This is a genomic window from Streptomyces sp. L-9-10 (assembly GCF_004151105.1).
GTDB lineage: Bacteria > Actinomycetota > Actinomycetes > Streptomycetales > Streptomycetaceae > Streptomyces.
Genome location: NZ_PHRF01000005.1, coordinates 36,894 through 49,812, shown reverse-complemented (window position 1 = coordinate 49,812; position 12,919 = coordinate 36,894). Strand labels below are relative to the sequence as shown.

Sequence of the window (12,919 nt, the reverse complement as noted above, 5' to 3'; positions counted from 1 at the left end):
ACTGACCGTAGGGGGATGGACTCCGCATTGGACATCAGGCGCCCACCGCGGCGAACCTCCCGGCGGGCCCGGTCATCGGTCATCGGCGTCCTGCTCGTCATGGCCGCTCTGACCGCGGGCTGGCCACTGATCGACCGGGCCCTGAACGATCACGAGCGGTTGCCGGACGGCACGCTGCTGGAACTGGGGCCCGACGACAACATCGCGGTGCTGCGGGTGACCGGCGCGGGCTGGGCCCTCAGCAAGTCGGAGAGCGATCCGGACTCGATGTACGTACTGACCCGCGACGGCGTCGACCTGGTCGCCGGATATGTCGCCCTCGCGGCGCCCGGCCAGGCCGGAGAACTGTGGGCGGGGCTGCGCAAGGTCCAGTCCGTCCCGGACGGGAACACCCGGCTCGGTGCTCCTCACCCCGTCACCAGCGCCGGGGGTGCCCGGGGCGAGACCGGCACACTGACCCGTGGCGGCCGTACGGGCACGGCCACGGTTTGGCTGCCGCCCGACCTGAGCTACGCGGTCGAGATCACCGTACTGGCCGGGGCGGACGCGGATCCGCGTGCCTCGGCGGACGCCGCGGCCATGGTCCGTTCCGTCGCCTTCCCCCAGGAGGCGCCATGACGACAGCGGCCGCGGCCTCCAGGTACACCGGACTGCGCGGCTCCGTCCGACGGCGGCCGGTGGGCTGGCTCTGCGGCGTCCTGTGCGTCCTCGGTCTCGCACTGCTCGCTTTCGAATACGGTCCGGCCATCCGGGTGTTCCCCGGCCCGGCGCTGCTGGCCTTCCTGCTGCTGCTGTTCACGCTGGGCATCGGGGTGGCCGTCCTGGGGCGGGTACGTCCGTTCCGGGCGCCGCCGCGCGGCTGGGCCTGGAGCGGGGTCGCCTGGGGGGCCACCGCGGCGACGGGCTGCGCGATCCTGGCCAACGGTGGGCTCCAGGGCATCTGGTCCAAGGCGGCCGGTATCGACTTCGGCTCGCAGTGGGGCGCCGCGCTCACCGCCCCGCTCAACGAGGAACTCCTCAAGGTGTCCGGCGTCGCGCTGATCGCCCTCGGCGCACGGCGGCTGGTGCGCGGGCCGCTCGACGGGTTCTTCCTCGGCGCCTTCACCGGACTCGGCTTCCAGGTCATGGAGAACTGGACCTACGCGATGAACTCCATCCTCAGCGGTGGCGGGGTGAACGCGGACAACGACGTCTTCCAGTCCTTCGTCACCCGGGTCGGGCTGACCGGTCTCGGCTCGCACTGGGCGATGACCGCCGTCTCGGGGACGGGCATCGGCATCCTGCTCGCCCACGGCGGCCGGCCGGTGGGCAGGCGGATCGTATCGGCGGCCCTCTGCCTGCTGACCGCCATGACCATGCACTGGCTCTTCGACTCACCCCTGCTCGGCTCCGCCCCGGGCCTCGCCGGGAAGGTGGCCGTCAACTTCCTTGTCGCCGTGGGGTTCTACGTCGTCCTGCGGCGCGGCGCGCGGCGACGGGCCCGCGCCTTCCTGCTCTCGCCCGGATCCCCGTACTCCATCGAACTGCTCACACGCCGCTCCCGCAGGCGCGCCCTGCGCCGGGTGCCGCCCGCGCGCCGCCCGGCCGCCGCCCGGCGGGCCGCGGACCATCTCGCGGTGGTCGAGGAGTACGCCGGAGCAAACCGACCGCCCGGTTCGGTAGATACTCTCGATGTGAGCGGCAAGTGAATGAGTGACGCCTGTTCGGTGAACCCCTGAATCCCTGAGTCCCTGAATCGCTGGACGGGAGCGTCCCGATGGCACAGCAGCGTGCGGTGGGCACACGCGCCGCGATCCTGGCGGCCGCGGCCTCCGTCTTCGACCGGTGCGGTTACGACGCCGCGACGATCGCGGAGATCACGGCGCGCTCCGGGACGACCAAGGGCGCCCTCTACTTCCACTTCTCGTCCAAGGAGGAGCTGGCGCGGGGCGTGCTGCGCGAACTGACGGGGGTTCTCGCCGTGGAACCGGCGGATTCGCATGTCCAGGAACTCATCGACATGACGATGGCCCTCGCGTACCGCTCCCTGCGCGACCCGATCGTCGGCGCGGGACTCCGGCTGGCCGGGGAGCGGGGATCGGTCGACTTCTCCGGGGCGGGCCCCCTCCCGGCATGGGCGGGGCTGAGCGAGGACGTGCTGCTGCGGGCCGCGGAACGGGGCGAGCTGCTGCCGTACGCCGTGCCTCGGGAGACGGCCGAGCTGGTGGTGAGTGCCTGGGCGGGGATCCAGGTCTACGCGCGCGTCGCGGCCGGCCGCCGGGACGTGGAGCGCCGGATGTCGGTGCTGTGGGCGCATCTGCTGCCCAGTGTGGTGATGCCGCGCCTGCTGCTCGAACTCGACGTGGCGCCCGATCGCGGCGCACGCGTCGAAGCGGTCCGCGCTCTCCGGTCGGTCTCGAGCGGTTCTTGAGCCCGGAGGGAGCGCTGAGTGAGTGCGATCGGGGAGAATGGCGGCAATACAAACCGCGATGGCGGATTGTTTCTACTGGACCCGCCGCACACCGCTTCCGGTCCCGCACACCAGGAGACGATGATGGTCACACAGGACCGCGCCGCGCGTACCCGGCGATCACTGATCCGGGCCGCCGCGGAGATCTTCGCGGTCGAAGGGTTCGTCCCGGCGTCGCTCACCATGATCAGCCGACGGGCCGGGGTGAGCAACGGGGCGCTCCACTTCCACTTCAAGAGCAAAGAAGCCCTGGCGGGCGCGGTCGAGGAGGAGGCCGCGCGGGAGGTGCGGCTGATCACCGAGTGCCGCGACCATGACGAGGCACCGGATCTGCAACTCCTGATCGACGCCACCCACGCGTTGATGCTCCGCCTCGACGAGGACGTCGTCGTACAGGCCGGCTTCGAGCTGAGCGGAGAGCCCTCGCGCCTCGGCGGCATCGATCTGCGGCGGCAGTGGCGGCGCTGGACCGAGGACGTACTCCAACGGGCGGCTTCGTTAGGCGAGTTGGCGCACGGCGTGACGCCGGACGTTGCCGCCGACACCCTGCTGGCGGCGATCGTCGGGTTCGAGGTCCTCGGTGCCCGGGACGGCAAGGAGTGGATCTCCGGTCCCAGGCTGGCCCGGTTCTGGGAGCTGATGCTGCCCGGACTGGCCGCGCGGCCGGACTCCCTGATCGCCGGTGGTTCTCCGGGGGTTGTCCGTCCCCGCGCGAGCGAATCCTGAAATCATCCCTCGGCCGGGGCTCCTCATGCGCGGGGGCATGGAATTTTCCGCATTGTTTACCCGCGTAACTCTGTTGTGCTTTCCAGCGGTTGTCGCGTACCCCAATTCCACCGGCATACCCGGTAAATAAAGGCGTTGGAGATGTGCTCGACGGTTACTCAAGAATTCAAGAAACGAAGCCCGCGCGGGACTAGCATGCCTGGCGTCGAAGAGTCATTCGGCGGGGATTCGACGAGGTGCGGGAGGAAAACCGTGGAGATTCAGGTTCCGGGGCCGCTACGCCAGGAAAGACCGATGAGGGCTCCGGGAAATCCGGTGGCCCTGATCACGGGCGGGACGCGGGGGATCGGGCTCGGGGTGGCACGGGAGCTCGGTGGCCGGGGCCATCGCGTCTTCATCTGTGCCCGGACCGCGCAAGAGGTCAAGCTGACGGTCGAGGATCTGCGCGCGGACGGAATGGAAGCCGAGGGCGCCGTCGCCGACGTCCGCGACCGCGCGTCGGTGTCCGCGCTGGTGGCCGCCGTCGTCGCACAGTTCGGCCCGGTCAACATCCTGGTCAACAACGCGGGCCGGGGCGGTGGCGGACCCACCGCGGAGATAGCCGACGAGCTCTGGTACGACGTGATGGACACCAACCTCAACGGAGTGTTCCTGCTGACCCGTGAAGTCCTGGTGAACGGCGGTCTGCTGGAGTCCGGCTACGGACGCATCATCAACATCGCCTCGACCGCCGGGAAGCAGGGGGTCCTGCTGGGCGCCCCCTACTCCGCCTCCAAGCACGGCGTCGTCGGCTTCACCAGGTCGCTCGGCAAGGAACTGGCGCCGCTCGGCGTCACCGTGAACGCGGTCTGCCCGGGATACGTGGAGACCCCGACCGCCGAGCGGGTGCGCCAGGGGTACGCCGCGGCCTGGGACACCACGGAGGACTTCGTCCAGGCGCAGTTCGAGGCGAACATCCCGCTCGGCCGCTACTCCACCCCCGAGGAGGTGGCGGGCCTGGTCGGCTATCTCACCACGGAGAGCGCCGCCTCGATCACCGCGCAGGCGATCAACGTCTGCGGCGGCATGGGCTACTCCTGAGCCGCCTCCCCGCCGGGACCGTAGACGCATGCGTATGGAACTGAGCTTCGCGGCTATGTTCCGTCTCAATGGAGTGGACTTGACTGTACGCATGACACAGACCACGCAGAACGCCCAGGCAGAGACGAAGACGACGCTCGTCATCGGTGGCACCGGCAAGACCGGACGGAAGGTCGCGGAGCGGCTCGCCGACAAGGGCCTGCCGGTACGCATCGGTTCGCGCAACGCCGACCGGCCCTTCGTATGGGAGGACCCGGCCACCTGGGCGGGCGCGCTGGAGGGCGTCGGAGCCGTATACATCACCTACTACCCCGACCTCGGTTTCCCCGGGGGCGCCGAAGCCGTCGGCGAGTTCTCCGCGTTCGCCGTCGCCCACGGCGCCCGCCGTCTGGTGCTGCTCTCCGGCCGCGGCGAGGAGGGCGCGCAGGCCGGCGAGGAGAAGATGAAGGAGTCCGGCGCCGACTGGACCGTGGTCCGGGCCAGCTGGTTCAACCAGAACTTCAACGAGAGCTTCTTCCTGGAGCCCGTCCTCGCCGGGGAACTGGCGCTGCCGACCGGTGACGCCGTCGAGCCCTTCGTGGACACCGACGACATCGCCGATGTGGCCGTCGCCGCGCTGACCGGGGACCAGCACATCGGCAAGACCTACGAGCTCTCCGGCCCCCGGCTGCTCAGTTTCCAGGACGTCGCCACCGAGCTGTCCAAGGCCACCGGCCGGGAGATCAGCTACATCCCGGTCTCGATCGACGACTACCGCGCCGCACTGGCGGAGCACGGGCAACCGGTCGAGTTCGCCGACCTGTTCGGCCTCATCCTGGACGGCCGCAACGCGTACCTGGTGCACGGAGTGGAGGAAGCCCTCGGCCGCAAGCCCCGTGACTTCTCCGACTTCGCCCGTGACGCCGCCGCCAGCGGCGTCTGGAACGTCTGATCCCGCACGGCGAACGGCCGGGCGGTACCGGTACGCGGACGGCCTCCGCGTACCGGTACCGCCCCGCGAACGACGCACCATCCGCGAGGAGGCGGCCATGAGTACCCCCATGTCCAGCGAGTACGGACTCGCGTCCCTGCCCGGTCACTTCCACGGGTTCGCGCTGATGCACATCGCGATGCGCCGGGACGCCCGCAGACTGCTCGCCGCCGCGCCCGCGCTGACCCCGGCCGGGCTCGGCGCCGCCGCCGCGTGGTGGCGGCAGCTGCGCGACATCATCGACTGGCACCACCACAGCGAGGACGAGGTGCTCTGGCCCGGACTGCTCGGCAGGGCACCGCGGTTCGCCGCCGAGGCACGGCGGCTCGCGGACGACCACGCGGTCCTCGACCGCGCCATGGAAGCGGTCACCACCGCACTGCACCCCGGCGGGAACCCCGCCGCCGTCGGCCCCGCGGCCACCCGCTTCGACTCCGTGCTCCGCGACCATCTGCGGGACGAGGAGACCGTCTCCTTCCCGGTCTTCGCCCAGCTCTCCCCGGGCGACTACCTCGCTGTCGAGCGGAAGGTGATCGCCAGCGCCCCGTTCACGGTCATGACGCGACTCCAGCCCTGGATGTTCGACGGCGCGGACAAACGGTCGGTGGCGCATGTCGCCGCCACCATCCCGCCGCCCGTACGGCTGATCGGCAATACGGTGCTGCGCCGACGGTACGAACGGACCCTCGCCGGAGTGACCCGCCCCCACTGACCCGCCCGACCGGATGAGGAAGCCCCGATGCAGACCGCTCCAGCAGTCGCCGGCCCCGTGCTCGCCGCCGCCACCATCGGCACCGGGCTGATGGCCGGCCTCTACTTCGCCTTCGACGTCTCGGTCATGCCGGGGCTCGCCGGCGCCGACGACCGTACGTTCGTCACCGTGATGGAAAGCATCAACCAGGTCATCGACAACAGCGCCCTGTTCGGCCTGCTGTTCGTCGGGGTGTTCCTCGCCACGGGCGTCGCCGCCGTACTCCAACGACGCCTGGGCCGGCCGGAGGCCGCGCGCTGGACCAGGACCGCCTTCGCCCTCTACGCCCTCTCCGTCGCCATCACGCTGTGCGTCAACGTCCCGCTGAACGGAATGCTGGCCCGCGCCGTATCACTCGGCGCTACTCCCGACTTCGGCGTGGTACGCGGCAGATTCGAGCGGCCGTGGACCACTGCCAACGTCGTCAGGACCCTGGCCTGCACGGCGGCCCTCGGCGCACTCGGCCGCGCCCTGGTCCTGCACCGCAGGGGAGCGGCCCGGCCGCTCTGACGGCCCCGGCCCGTCCGGGCCCACCCGAACCGCGCCCGTCCTCCTACTCGTTCCCCCGCGGGGAGGGCGGGCGCGTCCCATTCTGAGACGGATCCCAAAGAAACGGTGACCCTTCATACGCCGTCGTCTAAGGTGATGACATGGACACACTGACCGGTCTGCTCGAAGGCCCGAAGGCCCGCGGCGCGTTCCTGCTCAAGTCGGTCTTCAGCCCGCCGTGGTCCCTGCGCGTCGAGGACCGTGCGCCCATCTCCGTCGTCACGATGGTCCGCGGCGACGCCTGGGTGCTTCCCGACAACGGGCATCCGGTCCGGCTCTGCCCCGGTGACGTCGCCGTGATGCGCGGGCCCGACGCCTACACCATCGCGGACCGGCCCGACACCCCCGTCCAGATCGTCGTCGGCCCCGAACAGCGCTGCAACACCACCGAGGGCGAGGACGTCACCGAGACGATGGCCCTGGGCGTACGCACCTGGGGCGACGACAGCCGGGCCGGCTCCTCGGTCATGCTCAGCGGTACATACCAGGCACCCAGCGAGATCGGCCGACGGCTGCTGGCCGCGCTGCCCGTCGTACTGGTCCGCCCCGCGGAGGCGGGTGACAACCCGCTGGTACGCATCCTCGCGGACGAGATCGGCAAGGACGAGATCGGCCAGGAGCTGGTCCTCGACCGGCTGCTCGACCTGCTCCTCGTCAGCGTGCTGCGCACCTGGCTCGCGGTCCCCGAGTCCGGCGCGCCCGGCTGGTACCGCGCCCAGAGCGACCCGGTGGTCGGCCCCGCGCTGCGGCTGCTGCACGAACAGCCGGGCAGGGCATGGACGGTGGCCTCGCTGGCGGACAACGTCGGCGTCTCCCGCGCGGGTCTGGCCCGGCACTTCACGACGCTCGTGGGCGAGCCGCCGATGGCGTACCTCACGGGATGGCGGCTGACCCTCGCGGCGGACCTGCTGCGCGAGCCGGACGCGACGGTGGCGACGGTGGCACGGCGGGTGGGATACAGCGGGGCGTTCGCGCTGAGTGCGGCGTTCAAGCGGGTGCGTGGGGTGAGTCCGGCGGAGTTCCGGCGGGGTGGAGGAGGACCGGCGGAGCGGGTGGGGGCGCGGACGCGGACGGTGGTCCTGGATCGGTGAGGCGCGGTGGGGGTGCGGTGTGCGGGTTGCGTTCTCGTCCGGCCGGGCCGGGGCCCGGAGCGCCCCCCGGCGACAACCCGCACACGGAGACCGGCCCTGGCCAGAGACAACCGCACCCACGGCCACCGCGCACCGCGCACCCGACCGCCGAGGTCACGACGAGATCCCCCCGCGCCAGCCACCGCCCCGCGAACCGCAAGGTCGCCCCCCGCGGCGGGGGCGACGACGGGGTGAGGGCCGCCGTGAACGTGCCCGTCGGGGTGAGGCGGACCTCCGCCTCCGCGAAGCCCAGCCACCGCTCCGTGGCCGGGAACCACGCCTTGTAGACCGCCTCCTTCGCGGAGAACAGCAGCCGGTCCCAGCACACCCCCGGCCGCTCCGCGGCCAGCCGGTCCAGCGCCGCGCGTTCGGTGGTGGAGGCGATCAGGCCCAGTACGCCGCGCGGCAGCGGCCCCGCCGGCTCCGCGTCGATGCCCAGCGCGGCCACGTCCGTCGCTCTGGCCGCCACCGCCGCCCGGTAGCCGTCGCAGTGGGTGATGCTGCCGACCACCCCGTCCGGCCACTGGGGCGCGCCGCCCGCGCCCGGGAGCAAGGGCCCGGGTGCCAGGCCCAGTTCGGCCAGTGCGCGGCGCGCGCAGGCGCGGGCCGTGGCGAACTGTGCGCGCCGGCGCCGGCGCCGGCCCGCCATCAGCGCCGCCTCCTCGGGGAACAGCGGCGCGGGCGCCAGATCGTCGAAGGCTTCGGCCGATCTGACGCCCGGGGGGAGGATCTCCTCGATCACGGACTCAGCGGGGACGGGTGATCAGGCCCGACACGGCGCGTACGATCTCCGCCGGCCGCTCGAGGGGCAGCGTATGACCGGCGCCCGGGAGGCGTTCGAACCGCGCGTCCGGCAGCGCCTTGGCCAGCGCCTCGCCCAGTTCCGGCTTGACGACCCGGTCCTGCTCGCCCGCGAGCACCACGGCGGGTACCTCGACGGTGGCCAGCTCCGCGCGCAGATCCATGCCCCGTGACGAGGCGAAGCAGTCGGCGCGTACCCGCGGGGAAGCCGCCGCGAACAGCTGCCGGTTGACTTCGAGGGCGTACGGGTCGACCCCCTTGCCCATCGTCTGGGCCAGCAGCCGCCGGCCGAGCGCCGGCCGCCGCAGGGCCCGGGAGAACAGCGCGCTGCCCATCATGCGCACCTCGCTGTCGGGGGTGTCCTGGTCGTGCGCGGCGGTGCCCAGCAGGACCAGCCCGCGCAGCCCGTGCGCGGCGTCCCGGTGGGCGGTGACGTACGAGAGGGCCGCGAAGCCGCCGCCGGAGTGCCCGACCAGGAGCGCGTCGCGGGAACCGGTCTCGCCCAGCACCGCCGCCAGGTCCGCGCCGAAGCGGCGGATGGTGATCGGCTCCTTGCCCAGGCCGGAGGCGCCGTGCCCGCGCTGGTCGTACAGCACCACCCGGTGGCCGGAGCGGATCAGCCGGTCGGCGACCGTACCCCAGACGCGGCGGCCGGCCGCCCAGCCGTGCGAGAGGACGACGGTCGCGCCGGTGGGGGCCCGCAGCGGGGCGAGGACGGTGACGGCGAGCGCGGCGCCGTCGTCCGTGCGTACCGTGGTCTCCTCGGTGCGCGAGGCGGCCCTCGTGGTGCTCACCGGGTCCTCCCGGCCAGCGGCTCGGTCAGCAGCGTGTTGAGCGAGCCGAAAGCGGCCAGCGTCGCCTTCGAGTGCTCGGCGCCGATGTCGGCGACCTTGGCCAGAAGCTTCAGTCTGCCGTGCGGGCGCCCCCGGAAGTGCATGCTGACGCGGGTGCGGTGGCCGTCGTCCAGCGGTTCCAGGATGAAGTCGCTCGGACCGCGGAAGGCTCCGTCGACGTACTCGACGGTCAGCCGGCGGCCCGGTACGACGGAGACCGTACGGGCGGTGAAGCGGAGCTTGAGCCCGCCCTTGTCGACGCCCTTGGTGTGGACCGTCACGCCGACCTCGCCGCCCACCACGTCGGGTGCGCCGGAGACGGTCGCGAAGGTGTTGGCGGGCACCCACCAACGGGCGGCACCGCGGAACTCGGCGACGAGCGCGTCCCAGACGACGTCCGCGGGGGCGTCGACCACCGCCTCGTCGATGATGTCGTAGCCGTTCATGCCAGTCTCCCTGTGTGGGGCGGCGGATGGGAAGGTCGGGAAGCGGGGCCCGGGGAAGGGCCCCGCTCCGGTGCGGCCGGGCCGGATCAGGCGAAGAAGCCCTGACCGGGCGTGAGGATGTCGGCAGGGTCGTAACGCCGCTTCGCGTTGCAGAGGTCGGAGTAGCGGTTGCCGAAGTGCCTCTTCCAGTCCGCGGGGGTCATCCGCGGAATGGCACCGACCAGATAGCGCTTGGCGCCCAGCGCCACGGCCTTGTCGTACAGCCGTCGGTTCTGCTCCAGCATGCCCGCGATGTCCGGCTCACCGGGGTGCGGGAAGCGCAGCAGGTCGAAGAGGTAGCCCACGGAGTCGTTCGGCTGCACCGCCATCGGACGCCTGAGCTTCGACGTACGGTACGGGTAGGTCAGCACGAAGCCGACGCCCAGGTCGTTCGCGGTGAGATCCGCCTCGGCGATCTGGAGGAACTGCTTCACCTTGGACGCCGGCAGGAACAGGCTCAGCCAGGGCTTGGGCTGGTCCCAGTAGTCCGCCTCCTTGTAGTACTCGACATACGCGTCGAACCGGTAGACGTAGTCGAGGAACGCCATGTCGTCGATGACGGCCTCGGAGCGGACGTCCCGCAGCCCCGCGATCAGCGGCTCCCGGGCGGGGGCGGTACCGGTGTAGGTCGCGCCCAGCTCCATCTTGTAGCGCCAGCCCGAGTCGTCCGGCTTGCGCTGGAGTTCACCGGCCTGGACCTCGAACCGGCCCTCCGCCAGGACCTTCTCCGCGTCGGCGAGATAGGTCGCCACGTCGTTGTAGACGAGGTTGAAGACGACCACCCGCTCCTTGGGCGGGACGATCCGCACCGTGGCGCGGACGATGATCCCCACCTGGCCGCCGCCGGCCAGCGCCGCGTTGAACAGGTCGGGGCGGACGGCGGGGGAGGCGGTGAGCAGCTGCCCGGCACCCGTGACGATGTCGATCGACTCGATGGTGTCGACCGCCAGGCCGTACGTGCCGACCGTGCCCCCGATGCCGCCGACGCTGATCGTGCCGCCGATCGACAGATGCATGTAGTCGGGCATGGCCGGCGGCATCTTGCCCTTGGCCAGGGCCGCTTCGGTGAGCTGGTGCCAGGTGACACCCGCCTCGACGACAGCGGTGTTCGCGCCGATGCTGACGATCTTCGACAGACCGCGCGAGTCGATCGAGATACCGCCCGGGACCGCCGCCTGGCCGTAGTTGGAGTGCGACTCCAGATCGTCACCGGTGCCGCTGCGTCCGTTCGCGGCGATCTTCAGCTTGTTGGACCGGGCGAAGTTGACCATCTTGACGATGTCGTTGACCGAGCCGGGCACCAGGACGGCCCAGGGGGTGATGTCCGACACCAGGTTGCCGAAGTCCTTGCTGAACTGCACGAGGTCGGCCGCCGAGGTCTTGAGCGTGCCGTCCAGCGCCGGTACGGGCGACACGCCGCCACCGCCGTGGCCGCGGCCCGCCTCGGCGGCGGTGGCCCATGTCTGGGTGGCGACGTTCCAGCCCACGACGGTCGCCGCGGTGGCGGCCATTCCGCCCAGGACTCTTCGGCGGGACGGGGTATTGGTGCTCATCTGATCCGTTCTCCCGTTCGTCATGCGTGATTGACGGCCGGTCGCCCGGCGCCCACGGTGGTGGCGAGCTGGTACTCGCCCAGGTCGAAGTGCTTGGTGCCGTTGCGGAACCGCCAGGTGTACGTGGGCCAGATCGACGGGTTGCGCCCGGCGCTGTCCAGGTACCAGCTCTTGCAGCCGCCGGCGCTCCAGACCGCGCGCGCCTGGCGCTTGTCGAGCGTGGCGTTGTACGCCCGCTGCGCCTCCGGCCGTACCTCGACGCTGGACAGCCCGCGCTTGTCCATCTGCTTGAGCGCGTCCACGACGTAGGCGATCTGGGACTCGATCATCACGGTCTGCGAGGAGTGGCCCAGTGTCGTGTTCGGGCCGAGCATCATGAAGAGGTTGGGGAACCCGGCGATGGTGGTGCCGCGGTGCGCGGACATTCCCTCGCTCCATGCCTCCCGGAGCTGAACCCCGTCCCGGCCCCAGATGCGCCGCGCGATCGGACGGTCCGTGGCGAGGAAGCCGGTGCCCATGATGATGGTGTCCACCTCGCGCTCCCGGCCGTCCTTGGTGACGACGGACTTGGCGCGGACATGGTCGATGGAGTCGCTGACGATGTCGACGTTGGGCTGCTGGATCGCGGGGTACCAGGTGTTCGAGAACAGCAGCCGCTTGCAGGCCACGACATAGTCGGGGGTGAGCCGCTCCCGCAGCGCCGGGTCCTCGACGCTCTTCTTGAGATGGTCCGAGGCCATCTTCTGGACCTTCTCGGCGACCTTGGGCCGGGCGAAGGCGAAGGCCAGGACTTCCCGGCCCCACATGTTGAAGTTGCGCCGGAAGCCCTGGTAGCCGGGGAAGCCGCGCAGCATCTTCGTGTGGAACGCGCTGTTGGCCTTGTCGTTCTTGGGGCCCACCCACGGAGGCGTGCGCTGGTACAGGTCGAGGTGCCCGACCTGGGGCTGGATCTTCGGCACGAACTGGATGGCCGAGGCTCCCGTACCGATCACGGCGACGCGCCTGCCGGTCAGATCGTGGTCGTGGTCCCAGCGGGCCGAGTGGAAGACCTTCCCCTCGAAGTCGGCGAGCCCCGGCAGATCGGGGACGGCCGGCTCACTGAGGTAGCCGGCACCCGCGACCAGGACCTGGGCGGTGTACTCGCCGCCCGAGGTCTCGATGCGCCAGCACCGGGTGTGCTCGTCCCAGCGGGCCGCGATCAGCTCGTGGTTGAAGCGGATGTGCGGGCGGACCCCGAAGCGGTCGGCGCAGTCCCGCAGATACGCGTACACCTCGTCGCGCTTGGCGAACGTGCTCTTCCACTCCGGGTTGCGGGCGAAGGAGAAGGAGTAGAGATGGGCCTGGACGTCACAGGCGCACCCGGGGTAGTCGTTGTCGCGCCAGGTGCCGCCGACCTCGTCGGCCCGTTCGAAGACCAGGAAGTCGTCGATGCCCTGCTGGAGCAGCCTGATGGCCGTTCCCAGCCCGGAGAAACCGGTGCCGATGACCGCGACCCGCAGATGACGGTTGGGCCCCCGGCCGGCCGGGCGCTCCGGGTCCGTACCGCTGTTCACCCCGTCTCCGCGGGCGGGTTCGAGAATGCTCGTCACGGC

14 protein-coding genes are annotated in these 12,919 nt (G+C 71.2%); 9 read left to right on the top strand and 5 right to left on the bottom strand.

Going from position 1 to position 12,919, the window contains the following annotated elements; translation table 11 throughout:
• The first annotated feature begins 15 nt into the window (after window positions 1-15).
• The 9 genes from CU044_RS00295 (at window position 16) to CU044_RS00255 (ending at window position 7,616) form a co-directional block, all read left to right on the top strand.
• The gene (locus tag CU044_RS00295) at window positions 16-618 is read left to right on the top strand and encodes a hypothetical protein (protein WP_129766307.1); all 603 of its coding nucleotides are present in this window, start codon (window positions 16-18) and stop codon (window positions 616-618) included.
• Complete coding sequence (locus tag CU044_RS00290) at window positions 615-1,688, top strand: PrsW family intramembrane metalloprotease (RefSeq protein ID WP_129766306.1); 1,074 nt, start codon at window positions 615-617, stop codon at window positions 1,686-1,688. The genes CU044_RS00295 and CU044_RS00290 overlap by 4 nt, the downstream gene beginning before the upstream one ends.
• Window positions 1,689-1,756: 68 nt before the next feature.
• Window positions 1,757-2,410 carry a ScbR family autoregulator-binding transcription factor gene (locus tag CU044_RS00285; protein WP_129766305.1) on the top strand — a complete coding sequence of 218 codons (654 nt, stop codon included), beginning with the start codon at window positions 1,757-1,759 and terminating at the stop codon, window positions 2,408-2,410.
• A 120-nt stretch (window positions 2,411-2,530) separates the two neighbouring features.
• Window positions 2,531-3,175 (top strand): ScbR family autoregulator-binding transcription factor, encoded by a 645-nt coding sequence (locus tag CU044_RS00280; protein WP_129766304.1) that lies wholly within the window; start codon window positions 2,531-2,533, stop codon window positions 3,173-3,175.
• A 294-nt stretch (window positions 3,176-3,469) separates the two neighbouring features.
• Window positions 3,470-4,255, top strand: a complete 786-nt coding sequence (locus tag CU044_RS00275) for an SDR family NAD(P)-dependent oxidoreductase (RefSeq protein WP_129766303.1) — start codon at window positions 3,470-3,472, stop codon at window positions 4,253-4,255.
• 91 nt (window positions 4,256-4,346) lie between these two features.
• Window positions 4,347-5,186, top strand: coding sequence for an NAD(P)H-binding protein (locus tag CU044_RS00270; RefSeq protein ID WP_129766302.1), 840 nt, complete (start codon window positions 4,347-4,349; stop codon window positions 5,184-5,186).
• A 97-nt stretch (window positions 5,187-5,283) separates the two neighbouring features.
• Window positions 5,284-5,937, top strand: a complete 654-nt coding sequence (locus tag CU044_RS00265; protein ID WP_129766301.1) for a hemerythrin domain-containing protein — start codon at window positions 5,284-5,286, stop codon at window positions 5,935-5,937.
• A 27-nt stretch (window positions 5,938-5,964) separates the two neighbouring features.
• Window positions 5,965-6,486, top strand: a complete 522-nt coding sequence (locus tag CU044_RS00260; RefSeq protein ID WP_129766300.1) for an anthrone oxygenase family protein — start codon at window positions 5,965-5,967, stop codon at window positions 6,484-6,486.
• Between the two features lie 140 nt (window positions 6,487-6,626).
• Complete coding sequence (locus tag CU044_RS00255) at window positions 6,627-7,616, top strand: AraC family transcriptional regulator (RefSeq protein ID WP_129766299.1); 990 nt, start codon at window positions 6,627-6,629, stop codon at window positions 7,614-7,616.
• Here the strand turns inward: CU044_RS00255 and CU044_RS00250 are convergent.
• The 5 genes from CU044_RS00250 to CU044_RS00235 all read right to left on the bottom strand — a co-directional run bounded on the left by CU044_RS00250 (window position 7,513) and on the right by CU044_RS00235 (window position 12,916).
• Complete coding sequence (locus CU044_RS00250; protein WP_129766298.1) at window positions 7,513-8,397, bottom strand: 4'-phosphopantetheinyl transferase superfamily protein; 885 nt, start codon at window positions 8,395-8,397, stop codon at window positions 7,513-7,515. The two genes, CU044_RS00255 and CU044_RS00250, sit on opposite strands and share 104 nt — an antisense overlap.
• 4 nt (window positions 8,398-8,401) lie before the next feature.
• Window positions 8,402-9,250 (bottom strand): alpha/beta hydrolase, encoded by an 849-nt coding sequence (locus CU044_RS00245; protein WP_240045239.1) that lies wholly within the window; start codon window positions 9,248-9,250, stop codon window positions 8,402-8,404.
• The gene (locus CU044_RS39260) at window positions 9,247-9,735 is read right to left on the bottom strand and encodes an SRPBCC family protein (RefSeq protein ID WP_240045238.1); all 489 of its coding nucleotides are present in this window, start codon (window positions 9,733-9,735) and stop codon (window positions 9,247-9,249) included. Before CU044_RS39260 ends, CU044_RS00245 begins: the two co-directional genes overlap by 4 nt.
• A gap of 86 nt (window positions 9,736-9,821) precedes the next feature.
• Window positions 9,822-11,327, bottom strand: coding sequence for an FAD-binding protein (locus CU044_RS00240; RefSeq protein ID WP_129766296.1), 1,506 nt, complete (start codon window positions 11,325-11,327; stop codon window positions 9,822-9,824).
• Window positions 11,328-11,347: 20 nt separating this feature from the next.
• Window positions 11,348-12,916, bottom strand: a complete 1,569-nt coding sequence (locus tag CU044_RS00235) for an NAD(P)/FAD-dependent oxidoreductase (RefSeq protein ID WP_129766295.1) — start codon at window positions 12,914-12,916, stop codon at window positions 11,348-11,350.
• Window positions 12,917-12,919 lie beyond the last annotated feature (3 nt).